The sequence below is a fragment of the Brevundimonas sp. SPF441 genome (assembly GCF_009661015.1).
GTDB classification, from domain to species: Bacteria; Pseudomonadota; Alphaproteobacteria; order Caulobacterales; family Caulobacteraceae; genus Brevundimonas; species Brevundimonas vesicularis.
Genome location: NZ_WJWX01000003.1, coordinates 19,039 through 34,208, shown reverse-complemented (window position 1 = coordinate 34,208; position 15,170 = coordinate 19,039). Strand labels below are relative to the sequence as shown.

Annotated in this window: 20 protein-coding genes; 1 reads left to right on the top strand and 19 read right to left on the bottom strand. The window is 67.3% G+C overall.

Going from position 1 to position 15,170, the window contains the following annotated elements; genetic code table 11:
* Positions 1–3 precede the first annotated feature (3 nt).
* Genes GGC30_RS03020 through GGC30_RS02930 form a run of 19 tightly spaced genes read right to left on the bottom strand, consistent with a single transcriptional unit; the run spans position 4 to position 14,140 of the window.
* Positions 4–396 (bottom strand): phage tail protein, encoded by a 393-nt coding sequence (locus GGC30_RS03020; RefSeq protein ID WP_153922680.1) that lies wholly within the window; start codon positions 394–396, stop codon positions 4–6.
* On the bottom strand, positions 393–2,834 hold the full coding sequence (locus GGC30_RS03015; protein WP_153922679.1) for a hypothetical protein: 2,442 nt from the start codon (positions 2,832–2,834) through the stop codon (positions 393–395). Before GGC30_RS03015 ends, GGC30_RS03020 begins: the two co-directional genes overlap by 4 nt.
* Before the next feature lie 3 nt (positions 2,835–2,837).
* A complete protein-coding gene (locus tag GGC30_RS03010; protein ID WP_088582529.1) occupies positions 2,838–2,981 on the bottom strand; it encodes a GpE family phage tail protein in 144 nt (47 codons plus the stop codon).
* 20 nt (positions 2,982–3,001) lie between these two features.
* Positions 3,002–3,268 (bottom strand): phage tail assembly protein, encoded by a 267-nt coding sequence (locus GGC30_RS03005; protein WP_153922678.1) that lies wholly within the window; start codon positions 3,266–3,268, stop codon positions 3,002–3,004.
* 10 nt (positions 3,269–3,278) lie between these two features.
* Positions 3,279–3,782 (bottom strand): phage major tail tube protein, encoded by a 504-nt coding sequence (locus GGC30_RS03000; RefSeq protein WP_153922677.1) that lies wholly within the window; start codon positions 3,780–3,782, stop codon positions 3,279–3,281.
* A 13-nt stretch (positions 3,783–3,795) separates the two neighbouring features.
* A complete protein-coding gene (locus GGC30_RS02995) occupies positions 3,796–5,010 on the bottom strand; it encodes a phage tail sheath subtilisin-like domain-containing protein (protein WP_153922676.1) in 1,215 nt (404 codons plus the stop codon).
* Positions 5,007–5,450 (bottom strand): phage tail assembly chaperone, encoded by a 444-nt coding sequence (locus tag GGC30_RS02990; RefSeq protein ID WP_153922675.1) that lies wholly within the window; start codon positions 5,448–5,450, stop codon positions 5,007–5,009. The genes GGC30_RS02995 and GGC30_RS02990 overlap by 4 nt, the downstream gene beginning before the upstream one ends.
* Before the next feature lie 9 nt (positions 5,451–5,459).
* Positions 5,460–7,502, bottom strand: a complete 2,043-nt coding sequence (locus GGC30_RS02985; protein ID WP_153922674.1) for a hypothetical protein — start codon at positions 7,500–7,502, stop codon at positions 5,460–5,462.
* The gene (locus GGC30_RS02980) at positions 7,502–8,050 is read right to left on the bottom strand and encodes a phage tail protein I (RefSeq protein ID WP_153922673.1); all 549 of its coding nucleotides are present in this window, start codon (positions 8,048–8,050) and stop codon (positions 7,502–7,504) included. Before GGC30_RS02980 ends, GGC30_RS02985 begins: the two co-directional genes overlap by 1 nt.
* The gene (locus tag GGC30_RS02975; RefSeq protein ID WP_153922672.1) at positions 8,043–8,939 is read right to left on the bottom strand and encodes a baseplate J/gp47 family protein; all 897 of its coding nucleotides are present in this window, start codon (positions 8,937–8,939) and stop codon (positions 8,043–8,045) included. Before GGC30_RS02975 ends, GGC30_RS02980 begins: the two co-directional genes overlap by 8 nt.
* A complete protein-coding gene (locus GGC30_RS02970; RefSeq protein WP_088582536.1) occupies positions 8,939–9,289 on the bottom strand; it encodes a GPW/gp25 family protein in 351 nt (116 codons plus the stop codon). The genes GGC30_RS02975 and GGC30_RS02970 overlap by 1 nt, the downstream gene beginning before the upstream one ends.
* On the bottom strand, positions 9,286–9,897 hold the full coding sequence (locus GGC30_RS02965; RefSeq protein WP_194943513.1) for a phage baseplate assembly protein V: 612 nt from the start codon (positions 9,895–9,897) through the stop codon (positions 9,286–9,288). The genes GGC30_RS02970 and GGC30_RS02965 overlap by 4 nt, the downstream gene beginning before the upstream one ends.
* On the bottom strand, positions 9,890–10,474 hold the full coding sequence (locus tag GGC30_RS02960; RefSeq protein WP_153922670.1) for a hypothetical protein: 585 nt from the start codon (positions 10,472–10,474) through the stop codon (positions 9,890–9,892). The genes GGC30_RS02965 and GGC30_RS02960 overlap by 8 nt, the downstream gene beginning before the upstream one ends.
* Entirely contained in the window at positions 10,471–10,929 is a 459-nt protein-coding gene (locus GGC30_RS02955; protein ID WP_153922669.1) for a phage virion morphogenesis protein, read from the bottom strand. The genes GGC30_RS02960 and GGC30_RS02955 overlap by 4 nt, the downstream gene beginning before the upstream one ends.
* Positions 10,929–11,348, bottom strand: a complete 420-nt coding sequence (locus GGC30_RS02950; RefSeq protein ID WP_153922668.1) for a gp436 family protein — start codon at positions 11,346–11,348, stop codon at positions 10,929–10,931. Before GGC30_RS02950 ends, GGC30_RS02955 begins: the two co-directional genes overlap by 1 nt.
* Positions 11,348–11,776, bottom strand: coding sequence for a hypothetical protein (locus GGC30_RS02945; RefSeq protein WP_153922667.1), 429 nt, complete (start codon positions 11,774–11,776; stop codon positions 11,348–11,350). The genes GGC30_RS02950 and GGC30_RS02945 overlap by 1 nt, the downstream gene beginning before the upstream one ends.
* Before the next feature lie 2 nt (positions 11,777–11,778).
* Positions 11,779–12,657 carry a Mu-like prophage major head subunit gpT family protein gene (locus GGC30_RS02940; protein ID WP_153922666.1) on the bottom strand — a complete coding sequence of 293 codons (879 nt, stop codon included), beginning with the start codon at positions 12,655–12,657 and terminating at the stop codon, positions 11,779–11,781.
* A gap of 11 nt (positions 12,658–12,668) precedes the next feature.
* Entirely contained in the window at positions 12,669–13,112 is a 444-nt protein-coding gene (locus GGC30_RS02935; RefSeq protein ID WP_153922665.1) for a hypothetical protein, read from the bottom strand.
* A gap of 2 nt (positions 13,113–13,114) precedes the next feature.
* Complete coding sequence (locus GGC30_RS02930; protein ID WP_153922664.1) at positions 13,115–14,140, bottom strand: phage protease; 1,026 nt, start codon at positions 14,138–14,140, stop codon at positions 13,115–13,117.
* 229 nt (positions 14,141–14,369) lie between these two features.
* Here GGC30_RS02930 and GGC30_RS02925 point away from each other — a divergent pair, with 229 nt between their 5' ends.
* Entirely contained in the window at positions 14,370–15,044 is a 675-nt protein-coding gene (locus tag GGC30_RS02925) for a hypothetical protein (RefSeq protein WP_153922663.1), read from the top strand.
* Positions 15,045–15,170 lie beyond the last annotated feature (126 nt).

Here is a 15,170-nt window from a genome sequence, read left to right as displayed (position 1 = left end):
TGGTCATGCCGCGTCCTCGCCGTAGGCGCCCAGACGGATGCGGAAGTCCTGGCGCTGGGGGACGCCGTTGGACAGCAGCTCCGACCCGCGCTCGCTCACGCCCTCGATCACGAACAGGCCCCAGACCTTGCCGGTGCCGTCCGTGAGCATCTGGGGCTTCTGGGTGCGCGCGACCTCTCGGAAGCTGTCCACCCGGTCGCGGGCGTGGCGTTGACCGGGATAGCAAACGCCCTCGATGTCGATGGTCTCGTCCAGGCCAAGGGTCTGGCGGGCTGACTGGCGACCGGCGCGGGCGATCTTCGCCGTCATGATCTCCAGTTCGCGGTTCAGCGAGCGATAGGCTCCTTCCGCCACTGAAAAACGGATGTCGCCCAGGGTCATCAGGACTTCGCTCATCCGTTCAATCCGTCATAGAGGCGCGCCCGGAAGCTGTCGGCCGCCGCCCGGCCCGCCATGCCGCCCTGACGAGTCGCATCGGCCCCGGCCGGCATCGTGACCTGAATCAGAACCTGGTCGATATGGACGCCGCCCGACGCCCCGCCACGCGCGCCGGCCGAGGCCGCAGCGGGCGCGGCCGACAGGCTGGCCAGCACAGCCGGCATGGCGCTTCCGGCCGGGCCGGCCGTGGCGCCCGGCATGGCCGCCACCAGGGCGCCGCCGACCGCCGCGACCTGACCGATAGCCGACCGGCCGCCACGCGTCAGGCCCATCGTCAGGCCCTCCATCGTATAGCCGCCGAGGGCCGCGAAGACCCGGCTGGGGGACTTGATGCCCAGGACGCCCTTGAACCGTGCCACCGCCCCGTTGGCCACGCCGATGACGGCGCTGGCGACTTCGCCCAGCATGGCCCTGACACCCGCGACCAGGCCTTGCATGATCATTCGACCGAACCCGTTGAACCGGGCAGCCAAGCCGCCAAAGAAGCCCGCCACGCCCGACCAGGCTTGGCGCAGCGTCTCCATCGGCCGCCAGTTCATGGCGCCCTGGATGAAGCGGAACGCAGTCATGATGCCGCGCGCAAAGATGCCGATCGGCGACAGGTTGAAGGCGAGAACCAGCATCCGGCCGAAGTTGCGCCCAGCGTTCGACGCTCCGTCCAACTGGCCCTTGGTCGCCTGCATGGGCTGCATCAGACGGCCGATCCAGCCGAAGAAGCCGCCCACCGCCCCGGCAACGGCATCCCACAGCGGCTTCAGCGGACGCAGCGCACCGCCGATGGCGGTCAGCGCCGGGCCGAACGCCTCGCCCAGGGCCTGACCGACGCCGCCGAAGAAGGCCTTGATGGGCTGCCAATATTTGCGAACCACGACGGCGATCAGGGCCACGGCCGCGACGGCCGCCACGACGCCCAGGACGACGGGGTTGGCCAGCATGGACAGGTTGAAGGCGATGGCCGCCATGCGCATCCGACCGAACCCGGCGATCACATTACCCATCATGCCTTTCACCGCCGCCCCACCGAGGCCGGACGGCCCCAACAGCGTCTTCATGATGAAAAGCGGGCCGAGGACGCCGACGACGGCGTGACCGACCATCCCCGCTCCGACCGCCAGTCCCGCCATGCCGGCGAAGGCCCAGACAGCGGCCTTCGCCAGCCATGACCCGCTCTCGCTTGCCTTGGTCATCCAGTTTGCGACCTTGCTCAGCAGCATGGCGGCTGTCCCCACGGCCGGCGCCAGGATCGTGCCGGTGGCAATGCCGGCGATGGCGATGCCGGACTTGTAGCGATCGAACGAAGCGGCCGGCCCTTGCAGCGCGCGGTCCAGGTCCGCGAAATAGCCCTTCAGCACATCGCCAGACTGAAGCTCACGGCTCATAGCCTTGAACTCGTCCAGGTTCTGAACCAGCGCCATCAGACCATCCTTGGCCTGCTGATCGCCGAACAGCTCTCCGATCCTGAACTGATCGGCTTTCGTCTGGCGGCCCGTGATTTCAGCTACGGTTTGTAGCGGCGAGACGCCACGCAACACCCCCGCCTTGATCTCCTTTTCCATATCGATGCCGATCTTCGAGAAGTTCCGCAGAACCTCGGCGCTGGCCAGCTTCGACATGAGGTTGGAGATGTTGTTGGCGGCCTGGTCGTTCGACCCGGCAAGGCGCTTCGCCAGTTGGTTTGCGGTCAGCAGATCGGCGAGGCCCTTTTCGTTGGCGAAGTTCAGGCCGACCAGCGCGCCCGTTTGGCTGGGCAAAAACTTGGCCAGGGTGGCGCCGCTGACACCGCCCTGCTGCGCCGACCGATTGACCATGGCGTTCGCCTGATCGAGCTGGTCCGCGCGCAGCTTCAGGCTGGAGCCCATGGCGGCCGAGAACGACCCAGCCTCGGCATCGGAAAGCGGCTCGCCCATGACAGCCTGAAGGCGTTGAAACTTCGCCATGGCGACGCCGGCGCGGGCCAGCTCGCTCTCGGTCTTATAGACGCCTTCTGCGAGAACCGCGCCGAAGGTCGCCTGGACGGTCGATGGCAGGGCGCCGATCTCGTTGGCGGTTGAGAAGATAGTGGCGCGCAGCGGGGCCAGTTTGGCGTCAGTGAGCTGGGCGGTGATGCCGATGCCAGTCATGCCGCGATTGAACTCGGCCGAAGCGACGACACCAGCCTTCAGCGGACGCATCATCGCTTCGCCGGCCCGGCCGAGGCCATCGGTCACCAGCGAGGCGGACGCCAGGCGGTTCAAACGGCTGTCGAGCTGGTCCAGCCCCTTGGACCATTGGGACGAGGCGGCGGCGGCCATCTTCTGTCCCCGCTCGATCATGCCGACCGCGCGCACCGCGCCCCTGGACGGTCCCGACAGGCGGTCCATGAAGCGCAGAGTAAGGGCGGCGACGAGGTTCTTCACGGTCTATCCAATGAGGGGGCAACGGGCGCGGCCCATGAAGTCGATCCGTTCCTTGGCGCGCGCCTGCCAGACTTCCATCTGGTCCAAGGTGAGATCGTCGAGAACGTCAGGGGTCCAACCGTAGGCGAAGGCGATGACTTCCTGCATCGCCTCCACCCGGTCGGCCGTCAGTTTCCCAGAAGACTATCCAGCCAAGCCTCGATCTGGCGAACGTCAACGCCATCCATCTCGTCGAAGACAGCTTCCGGCAGCTCAGAGAGAGTCGCGTAGGCTTTGAAGTAGATGTCGCCCGCTGCCGCGTTAGGGCGACCGGCCGCGTTGCGCATCTCGCGAAGCTCGCGGCCTTTCGGCCGACGAAGACGGACCTGGGAATAGGTCTCGCCCTCATGCTCGAACGGCGCTTTCAGGTCGAAGGTCTTGTTCGGATCAATCATCACGCCCTCCTTAGACGCCCAGGGCCGCGCGACGCGCCGCCAACTGGTCAATGCCGTTGATGCGGCGAATGCCGTTCAACAGGTCGATTTCGTAGATTTCCGCGCTGCCGATGCGCAGGCGGTAGTAGTTGGGCGTCAGGGCCAGCTTGACCTCGCCCTTCTTGGGATCGCCCCACTCGCCGGGATCGGCGCTAGTGACCAGGCCTCGGAACTGGCCGATGACGGGGATGGCGCCGACGCCGCCTTCGCCCTCCATCGACCCGCGCAGGGTGATGGGCGTGTTTCGGCTCAGGACCGTTCCCAGGACGCGTTCGTTCATCTCGGCGAAGGTCAGCTCGGCTTCCAGCTTCTCGATGCCGAATTCCAGCTCATCCTCACCATCCATGCCGCCGTCGCGATAGGCTTCGGTCTTGGCTTTGATCGGGGGCAGCTTGCCGCCCGTGGTCAGGCCGATCATGCCGAAGCCGTCGATGAAGGCGGTATAGCCCTTGATGGACCGGGGTAGTGCTCGCATGGGTCAGGTCTCCTTAAGCGGCTTGCGCGCCAGCGCTGGAGACCAGTTCGGCGTAGTAGCCGGTCTCGCGCTGGAACAGGAAGGTCAGGCGGTCCAGCGGGGCGGGCGCCTCGCCATCCAGGTTCACGTAGAGACGGCCCGACCGGAACGTCGCCTCGGTGTTCAGCTCGGGGTCGATCCAGACGCGGCCGCCGAGCTGGGCGCCGCGCGCCTTAAGGGTGCGCTGATAGGCTTCCAGCTCGCCCGCGATGTCTTCCAGCAGGTTGGCGCTGAAGGGCCGGTCCTGCGCCCAGCGGAACGATCCCTCGATCGCGTCGAAGACCATGTCCATGCAACGACGCTGGGACAGGAACTCGTATTCGCCCTCGTTGGGCGGCGTTCGGTTGCCGACCAGGCGGAAGCCGTCGTCGTTGACGATCACCGCCACCCCGGCCGCGTTCAGGATGTTGGAGCTGGCAGTGGCGTCCGACCGGCTGAACTCGATCGGGCGGCCGATCGAGACCACCCCGTTCAGGGTGCGGTTGGATGGCGACCACCAGAAGCCGCGCTCCTGGTCGGACAGGGCGATGACGCCCGCGACATGGGCCGAGGCCGGACGCTGGACGATGGCGCCGGTTCGCGCCAGGACGCCCACGGTCGGATCGACGGGGTAGATCCGTTCGCCGGCTTCCAGGGCGGCCTTGGACACGGCATGGGCGTCGGTGTCGCTAGGCCCGTCTGTGACGACACAGGCGCGCAGCTTCCCGGCGATGCCCTTCAGCGCCATGACGACGGGGTTCGCCGCGCCGCCAGTCTGCTGGTGGGTGAAGCCCGTGGCGATCAGGATTTTGGGCGTCATGCCCGTCTCGGACTTGCCCGCCAGCAGGGCATAGACGCCCGTCTTGGTGGCGGCGGTCCCGACGACCAGGACTTGTTGATCGGCGGCGTCGGCATCGTCCGCCACCCGCACGACCACGATGGGCGTCCGGGTCTGGTCGTAAATGGCCTGGATGGCGAGCGGCAGGGTGCCTTCCGCGTCCAGGGCAGAGTTCGCCGGCATCGTCTTGGTCAGGCCGGCCGCCTGGGTCGCGCTGGTGACCAGGACGGGGCGATCCAGCGGGAAAGCGACCGGATCGGCGAAGGGCGCGGTGCCGACTAGGCCGATGACGGCGGTGGACGGCGTGGTGATCGAACGGTTCGCGGTCGCCAGCTCGACGACTTCGACACCGTGCAGATAGGCGTCAGTCATTGGGGGTCTTCTCCAGGGGTTTGGGTCTCGGTGGGCAGAACGGGCCAGGCGATGTCGGCCGGAAACCCGGATTGGGCAGGCACGTCGCGAAGCGCCTGGATGTGCAGCAGCACCGCGCGATAGCCCTCGGCCGACAGGGTCGTGGGGGCGTCGAGGGCTTGCTCGTCGCGGTGGCGATCGACCAGCCAGCGCACGGCGATGATCTCAGCGTCGCGGCGACGGCGGGCCAGCACCGCCAGAGTCTCTGGCGGTGGCGCCGGCGCATCGACCGCCACCGGCTGGCCATCTTCGCCCATCTGGACGATCTGGCCCGTGGTGGTGGCTTCCAGCAGCTCGGCATGACGCTCGGGCGTCACCTCGGCGGCGTCTGCCGGCAGAGGCGCGTCCCAGAACGCGTCGTCATAGAAAGCGCCCGTCGATGGGCTGTAGAAAATGGTCATGATGGTTCCCTAAACCTCGATCTGTCCGCCGCCGCCGCCGCCACCGCCGCCGCCAGTTCCGCCGCTCGAATAGGCAGGGTCTGGCGTGCCGCCGCTGACGCGGCCGAGGGCGATCCATTCGAAGCCATCGACGTTGCCGGCCGAGCCGTTGGCGCGGTTGGCGAAGAAGGCGATCCGATCTGCAAAATGGCCGACCACCTGCATGTAGAAGTCGGAGTTGATGTTCCGGCCGGGGTTGCGAGGGTTGGCCAGGGCGATCAGGCAGCCGCCACCGAACGCGACGGGCAATACGGCGTGGGTTTCGCCCTCGGGGATGCTCCCAACGGAGATGCCCCACTGAAGCAGCAGGCCGGTCCCAGGAATGACAGCGTAACCCGGCGAGCCGAGATTGCGGGCGAACGACCACAGTGCGGCCGGGGTGATGAATCGGTCGGCGGCCACACCCGCTGCCGCATCAGCCTGACTGGCGGGGTTCAGGTTTTCAGCTGTCCAGACCCGAAACCCGTTGAACCAGGCTCGTCCAAGATGATCAATCGACCCTACCTCGGAGTAGCCGCTTGCGCCCTTCCAGCCGACAAAGCCGACGCCATAGTTGTCGTCTCCGTAGTATTTCGAGATGAGCGCAGCGTAGGTGCTTCCGCTGCCAGTACCGGCCGCCTTGAGGCGAACCTCTGGCATGGTCAACGGCCCTGTCAGAACGTCTCCAGCCTTGTTGACTTTGGTCGCGGGATTGAATGTCGCAGAGGTCCAGACGACGCCGCCGTTCACGATCAGCGGCGCGGCCGGAAGGTTGTAGTTCGCGCCATCAAAGAACAGGTAGTGGAGCAGATCACCCAGATAGACGACACCCGTGCCGTTCCCCCTGAATGCCCGGACATCGGCGAATGTAACGCTATCGCCGAGGGTGGCCTTGGTTGATGGCGTGAAGTTCCCAGGGTCCCAAACCGGCCCGTTCGTCGACTTGATGATCCCGTTGTAGACCTCGAAGCTGCCGTCTGTGTTGCAGCCGAAATATCGTTCGGCCCCAGCTGCACCAGCTCGAAAGATGAGACGGTCGCCGTCCGCGTAGACCAGCGCGTTCGCCAGGCCGAAAAAGACACGGTCAAACCGGACGGCGGCCCCCAGGCTCGCCTTAGCGTTCAACGCCGCGACCAGGCCGGTGATCTCGCTCATGACGTGGGTGTGCGCAGCCGCCGCCTTGCCAGCCAGAGCTTCCGTCAGGCCGTTGATTTCGCCCATGACGTGGGTGTGCGCAGCAGCCGCCTTTCCGGCGAGCGCCTGGGTTAGGCCGTCGATCGACGACATGGCGTGGGTGTGGATCGACGCCGCCTTGCCGTTCAGCGCATCGACCAAGCCGGTGATGTCGCCCATGACGTGGGTGTGAGCAGCGGCGGCCTTGGCGTTCAGCGCCGCCACCAGCCCGTCGATGTTGGCCATGACGTGGGTGTGACCAACGGCGGCTTTGCCCGCGAGCGCCTGATAGATGGAAGTGATCTGGCCTTGAACCCAGCCACCGAAGTCGTCGATGGCGGCCTTGAGCCCTTTAGGCGTGACGGCGCGGGTCGTGTTGGTCCCGGCCCTTGCCTCGGCCTCGGTCGCCAGCCTGAGGACGCCTTGGACGGTCTCGGACGCCTGAGGGTTCAACCAGCCGCCGCCGCTGAACTCGATGGCGTTGGCCTGGGGCGACGACAGCTTGATCGCGGCTTCCAGCACGGCCATCGCCGGGCCGGCCTTCTCCAGCAGCGGAGCGGCCTGGCTATAGACGGCGAACAGGACGCCGGTGTCGAGATACAGACCGATCGTGCGGACGACATAGGTGTCCTCGGTCTGGTCGGCGGCCGAGACGTAGATCTGATCGTCGGCGACCACCTGGCCCGAGACGCCGGCGATGCGCTTGACCTCGCCAGGGATGACGTTGGTCGCCGCCGTCGCCGCGATCTGGGTCGGGCTGACGCCCAAGCTGGCGATCACGACGTTGGACACGCCCGTGTTCTGGGCGTTGGGCAGGGCGTTCAGGCCGGCCGTGGTGATGATGATCGGGAGGGCTGACATCAGGCGGCTTCGAATTCCATGCGGCGGATCACGACGGGACGAAGCGCGCCCTGGACGGCGATGCCGCCCGCGAGCGACAGGCCCTGGGTGAAGGTGAAGTGGGCGCGCGCCGGCTTGGCGCGGTCGATCTCGGCGACGACCTCTTCCACGAAGCGCGCCGTGACAGGCTCGCCCGACTGACCGTTCAGGGTCAGGACGATGGAGAAGGTGAAGGGCGGTCCCTTGGGGGTGAGCTGCCACCATTCACGGATGGCCAGCGAGCCGCCGAAGGCCTCGACCACATCGCGGACGGACTGGACGGACCCCTTGCGGCGCGCGGTCGGGATCGCGTTCCTGACGACCGATCGGCGGACCATCTCGGGCCAGTCGGCGTTCCAGGTGCGCAGGCCGAAGCTGTAGCCAAGCCAGGGCAGCGAGGCGACCGGGATCACGTCGGCGTTCAACGTGTCCTTGATGGGGACCGGCAGGGCGTCCAGACGGGTCGCCAAGGCCTTCTCAAGGGCGCGCTCAAGCCGGGTTGCGTTGGGCGGCAGCAGGGTCTCAGTCATCGAGACCGCCATGGGTCAGGGCGACGCCCGTGCAGAAGGCGGCCTCGGTCTCGTCGCACACGATGTTGGCGGCCGGCTGGACCAGGTCCACCCGCATGACGCCCGGAACCGTCAGGGCGGCGTAGAGGGCCGATAGGTTGATGTCGCGGCCCAGGCGGTGCGCCTCGGCGACATAGGCCTTCACCGCCTTGTCGGCCGCCGCCATCACCACCAGCGGATCAGGGCCGGAATAGGTGCGGATGGTCGCCTGGATCGCGAACGGCTTGATGGTCGCGGACTGGACCTGGACGAAGTCGGTCAAGGGTCGGACGGTGTCGGCGCTGACGACGCCTTCGACCGTGGCCAGCAGGGCGGGCGCGGCCGTGCCGTCGCCCGTGCGCGCCAGCACCGTGACCACCACCACGCCCGGCGTCGGGCTGACGGCGCTGGCGTCCAGCACCTGGCCCGAGGCCGACAGGGCGTGGAACTCATAGGCCCCGGCCGGGCCGGCGACCGAATAGCCTTCTGGCGCCAGGATGAAGCGCTGACGGAAGGCGTCGTCGCTCTCATAGGTCGGGGCCACGCCCTCGGCCGGGTTGCCCGGATCGATGACCAGGCGCTGGATGCCGACGATCAGGCCCAAGCCGTCCAGGTCCGCGCCGGTGGCCAGGGCGGGCATGACGGCGCGGACGCCGGCATTGATCTCGTTGACCTTCAGCATCAGGCGGAAGGCGAAGGCGCGGCCGGCGCGAACGATCATCTCGCTCTTGAGCGCCAGCGCCGGGGCCGCGTCGGGGGCGACGGCGAGGATGTCGGCGACGATCTCGTCCCACATGGCTTCGAAGTCGAGCGGAGCCAGGGCGTCGGGCAGAGGCAGGCGCGACAGGTCGATGGTGCTGCGACCGGCCATCAGATCACCCCTTCCAGCATGACGACACGGCCCTTGATCTCGACCAGCAGATCAAGGGACAGGCGGCCGGCTGCTGCCGATGCGACCAGGACGCGCTTCAGCACGACGCGGGGTTCCCAGCGGTAGATCGCCTCGGCCGTCGCGGCGACCAGGTCGGCGATGACGGCCGGCCCTATGGGTGCGTCCAGCAGCGCCGGAACCCGCGATCCGAAGTCGCGATCCATGACGCACGACCCGATCAGGGTGGTCAGGATGGTGCGCAAGGACAGGCGCAGGTGATCGTCGCCCGAGACCGTGGCCCCGGTGACAGGATCGACGCCCTTGAAATCTTCCAGCAGGCGCAGGGTCATGCCGCCGTCACCTTGCTCGACCCGGCCGCGATCTTGCCGCTGACCACGGCGTCGCCGACACGGGCGACAGCCGCGCCGCCCGATCCGCCCAGGGCGACGGGGCCGTCCAGGACGATGGGCGATCCCGTCAGGGTGATCGGCTTGCCGGCAGCGGTCAGGGTGATGCCGCCGTCGCGGATATGAATCGAGAGAGGGCCGACATCGAGCGTCAGGGCGCCGCCAGCCGGGATCGAGATGGCGCGGGTCTTGGTCTCTTCGTCGTAAAGGTCGGTCGCGCCATCGGGCCAGCTCGCCAGCACGGTCAGCAGCTCTTCCGACGCCGGTTCGGCGAAGTCGGCGAACGGCAGGCCGCGCAGAGCGATGCCGGCGCCCAGCTCGCCGCCCGGCGAGAAGACCAGCACCTGTTCACCGACGATCGGCGCGGACCAGGACTTCACCCGGCCGGCTGCGATCTGGAACAGCGGCAAGTCGTCGGAGACCCAGCCGTCTTCGAACTCGACGCGCACCGTCGAAGGGGTGGACGCGAGGTCGAACGACGCGACCTGACCAAAGCGGATCAGGCTGGCCAGGCGGTTGGCGTTGTCGGCCTGGGCGAAGCCGTCAGTCATGACCGACCTCGTTGTCGATGGGGCCGCCGACGATCGGTCCGAGGTAGTCGGCCTCATGCGCCGCGCCGACCTTGGGCGCCACGCCGACGTAGAGTTCCTTTAGGAAGCCGGGGGGCGGTTCGGCGTTCGCCTCGCCGTCCAGGGCGACGGGCTGATTGATCTCGATCGACCACAGGGCGCGGCCGGCCGCGAGGGTTTCACCGCTGAACAAGTTCTGGGCGCCGCCCGGTTGCGCCGGCAGGGCGAAGGCCAGGCCCCAGCGCGCACCGATGGCCAGGCGCAGGATGCGTTCCACCGCCGCTAGGGCCGCCGTGTCGCGGGTCAGCTTGCCCACGCCGTCCTTGGTGACGACGTAGATGCCCAGGACAGCGGTTGCATCCAGGTCTTCGCCCGTCAGACCGGCAGCAGCGGGATCGCGCAGACCCAGCACCGCGACGCGGACGGCCGGGGCGAAGGTCAGGAAGGTCTTCAGGTCGGCCGCGCTGAACCGGCCCAGGTGGCCCTCGACGCCGAAGGTCGGCAGCGCCGCCTTGATGGCGTCCACGACAGCATCGCGCAGTTGAATGAGCTGGCTCATGCCGTCAGCCCCTCGATCCAGTCGCCCATGGCGTCCTCGATCTCGACGACGTTGGCGTCCGACAGGCCCAGGTGTTGGCGGGCCGGGATGGCGGCCGGCCCCGGCGCCATGTTGTCGGTCCCACCGAAGTTGAGGATAGCGGCCTGGACCATGTTCGACCCGACGCGCAGCGCGTCGCCGGTCAAGTCCCAGGCATAGCTATCGCGATAGGCACCGGTGGCGACCAGAAGGGTTTGACCCTTCTTGCGGGTCGCGGCGTAGGATTCGGACCAGGGCGCCCAGGCCTCGCCATCCGGCGACGGGCCGCCCTCGGTGATCCGATCCTTGGTCTGGTTCTCGATCAGGCCGCCGATGTTGGCCAGGCCCTGCGCCAGCCGGCGCGGCTGACCCAGCCCGTTCAGCATGGCGAGGATCGGCTGAAGGCCGTCCAGCTCGGTCGTGACGTGGACCGCCATTAGAACCCCCTCAGGCGGTCGCGCGTGAACAGTTTGCCGCCTGTCGAGGCGACGATGGGTTGGGGCCGCTCGCCCTGGTGGACGCTCGGCAGGCCGAGGTTCATCTGACCTTCGGAGATGGCGCGCAGATCGGCGCGGGCTTGTTTCTCGCGGTGCTTCAGATCGTCGGTGAGCTGGGCCGCGTCGGCCGAGGCCAGACGCGCCATCGCCAGATCACAGGCGATGGCGGTCAGGATCATCGGCACGGCCGGCAGCGGCAGGCTGAACCGCACGGACAAGGCCGCATCGATCAGCCCGTCCGCATAGGTCAGCGCGCGCGTCACCGCCTCCGATCCATCCTCGTCGCCGGGACGGATCGAAAGACGATCGACGTTGTCGGAGCCGAAGGCCTCGACCATGTCCGCGCGCGCCGCATACATCAGGCCGCGCCCTCGGTCTGGGCGGCCTTGTCGGCCTTGGCCTGATCAGCCGCAGCCTTGGCGGCCTTCTTGGCCTCGGCCTCGGCCGCCTTTTCGGCCGCCGCCTGGGCCTTCTCGGCCGCTTCGACGCGGTCCAGCAGCTCGGCGACGATGGCGTCGAACTGACCGACCTTTTCCGGCTCTTCATCGGTCACGCCGATCAGGTCACGCGGCACGTCGGCGAAGACGCCCGTCACCGGATCGACCAGGCGGAAGCTGATCGCCACGTCATCCACCAGGCGCAGGATGCGCGTGGCGTCGAGCGAGCCTTGCTCGACCAGGACGGCTTCGCGGTTGGATGCGAAGTCGATGCCGGCGCGGGTATAGGGCGCCCGCGACGACATCAGGCCGATCATCAGCCGGGTTTTGAGGTTGGCGGTGTCCCTCATAATCAGCCCACCCACGGGGCTTCGACGATCTCAACATCCTTGTAGAGGGTGTTGGTGTCGCCGCCGCCGACCAGCATGGTGTCGAACAGCTTCTTGGCGCGGGCGCGGTTGCCCGGACCCACGACGATGATGGTCGGACGCACGTTCAGGACGCCGCCTTCCTCGTTGCGCTGCGAGGTCATGGCTTCGAAGGCCGCCTCGTAGTTCTCGGCGGTCAGCTCGGCCCTGGAACCGAAGGCGAGTTGCCAGAAGCCGAAGCCGGCGTTGCAGCGGGTGTCCACGCCGTAGCGGAACTCCTTGGCGGTGAAGACGACCTCGTCGGTCAAGGCCGTCATGGCCACAAACTCGGGCTTTTTGCGCTGCTGGAAGATCAGCGGCTTCAGCGGACGACGGGTGTCCAGCAGATACCAGCCCTCGCCGACGCCGGCCTGCATGTTGGAGACCTTCGTGTCTCCGACCGGGTGTTCGTCGTCGAAGAAGTTCTGACCGTCATAGCAGGGCGTGGTGAAGCCGTTCTTCAGCAGGCCGAAGACCAGGGTGTCGGGATGCTCGGCCGCGACCTGGGCCATGCTGGCCATCATCGGGCCGTAGATGCCGAACTCGTCGTCCTCGATCGCATTGCGGGGGACGCCCACCGTGCTTTCGTAATCCTTGTTCGTGATCTGGTAGCTGCTTTCCGACAGCGACTTGACCACCCGATCGCCGATCCACTCGCGCAGGCCGGGCCAGGCGCCCAGCCAGCCATAGGTGTTCGAAGAGCGGCTGGACGGAACAAGGGTGGCGACCTTGTCCCAGACCGGCTTGATGCCGGTCAGGCCCTCGTTGAAGTTGTTCTTGAACCCGGTGTTCAGGGCCGCGATTGCGGCTGCGGTTACGATCATGTCGTCAGCTCCTAGCGACCGGCGCCGACACGGACCCAAACGCCCGTGTCTTCGAGGTCATCGACGATCCCGGCTCGCGCTCGGGTGTTGTTGGGGGAGGTCTTGGCCACCGTCTCGTCGTCGACGAGGAAGCAGGCCTTGCCGATGTCCGCGCGGGTCACGGCGTCGGTGGACAGGTTGTCGAACAGGAAGCACCCCGCCCGCGTCCTGACCCGCACGTCGCCGTTAGCGGGGCCACCAGTGGCGGCTTCCTCGGCGACGCCCACGACCTGAAGGGTGGCGGCGTCGGCGGCCTTGGCGGCATTGTCTGCGCCAGCGCCGGTGCGACCGGGGGCGGCCCAGCCGGCAGCGAGTACGACCAGCGCCCCCGCATGAATGACGGCATTGGCGGCGACGGGGTGACCGTGCTGCTTGCCGCCGCGTTCCTGGACCTTGCGGCCTTGGGTGAGCGCCATGGTCAGTTGGCCTTCTTCTGGGTGGACTTGAAGGTCGCCTCGTCCTGACCGAGCGCGCGGCAGACCGCCCGCTCTTCATCGGTCAAGCCCGAGCCGGTGTCGGCGTTCTCGGCCTTGTTCGAGGCGCGGCTTTCGGCGGCCCCGGCGATGACCGGCATGGTCTTCACCAGGTTGGTGAACCGCTCCAGCCCACCCTCGACGCTGCACATGGCGCGGTAGTCATCCACCGAGGCGGGGATGATCTTGCCCGCGTCCTGGGCGGCGGCGAGGGCGGCGTCGATGGCCTTGGCGTGATCTTCGTCGGCCTTGGCCTTCAGATCGGCCTCGGCCTTTTCGGCCCGGTTGATCGCCGTCGTCAGCTCGCTACGCGGCGCATAGTTGGTCAGGTCCACCGATCGGTTGGCGGCTTTCGCCTCCGTCACGGCGTTGACGATCTGGTCGTCAGTGGCGCCGGCTGACAGTCCGAGGACTGCCGCCAGTTGGGTTGCGATGCTCAAGGGTTTCTCCTGCTCGCGGGTGATGTCCGTCGCGCCTTCGCGGTTGAGGGCAGTCAGGACGAGGTTCGGGGTGTTGGTCAGGCCCACGCTGATCAGGCGGCGGATCACGCCGGTGATCTGGTCGTAGGAAAAGACAGGGCTGACGAAGCGGTATTCGGGGGGTTTGCCCTCAACCATCGTCCGCCCGCGCAGGGTCCAGTCCACCCGGCCCCAGATCGAGCCGCCCTCGCGCACGGCGACTTCCTCGATCCAGCCAGCGGCCGGGGCGTCGAGGCCCTGGGGGGCGCGCGTTTCGGTGGCGTGTTCCCAATCCAGGGGCAGCGGCAGAGACCGGCCGGCGGTGGCGGTGACAACGCCTTGTGGATCGGGGTTGATCCAGGCGCGGCCGTCACGGCCCTGGACGTCGAAGCCGGCCGGGATCAGTTCGATCCACTCGGGGGCCGCGCCCGCCTCATTAAGGGCGATGGACTGGATCGGCGTTGCGATCGTCGCGCCGGTCTGTTTGTTTGTTGTTGCCGAAGCCGTGTTCATGACGCCATGATCGGGGCGCGGACGGCGTCACCACACCCCGAAGGTTTTCGGGGTCACGTCGATTTCAGCAGGATGGCAGGGTCAGGGTTCTCGGCGAAGACGCCCAACGGGAAACCCGGAGGCCCCCCATGATCTAATCCGCTCGACTCTTCCATGGAAATCTCTTGAATGTGCGCCCGTCCCGCTGATCAGCAGGACGGGCTTTTTCGTCCCGTCCCTGGAGATCGCCATGTCTGTCGCCGCTTCTGGAGCTAGCCCGGCCGACGCCAGCGCCCTGCTTGTCGCGGGCATCGGCCTTGCCGGCGTCCTGGTGGGCGGATTGATGCAGATCGGCGGCGGTGAACTGGCGGCCTGGCGGCTGCGACGGGTGCAGCGCAAAGCCGAGACACGCGATCGCGGGCTTTCCGCACTAGCCCTGGCTGAACACCTGGAGCGGTATGTTTTGGCGTGTCGCGATGTCGTGGCCAACTTCTCCGACACGGTTTGGGTCACGCCGGTGCAGCCTGAGAACCCGTTCGGCGAAGGGGTTCTGACGGGAGAGCCGATTGGAGCTTGGCCCGATCTGGTCGATTGGAAGCTTCTAGGTTTGGAAATGGCGGTCCAGGCCACGCAGTTTCGGCGCAGAACAGAGCTGCTTTACGACGGCCTGAAGTTCGATTTCATGGTCCTGGAAGGGGACGAGTATCACGCCATCGCAGCCGACACGGCGGCTCAACTTTCAATCGATGCGTGGGCGCTCGCGGTGAAAGTTCGCGAGCTGAACAATCTCAGCGCCTTCGACATCGTCGAATGGCCTGTGCTCGATCTGGTTACCCGTCACCTTGAGCGAAGAGCCGCGATCAAAGCCGAGAACCTGAAGCTGGGTGCGGAGATGATGGCCGGCCCACCGTCTAAGGGCGTTTAAGGCCTCTAATGACGCCCTTGGGGCCGGTTCAGGCGCGCTTGGACCGGCCCCATCCGTTTCGACGCTCCTGACGCGTTTTCTATGATGGGGTGACTTCGCCGGCCGAAACCCCCATATTCGACCCAG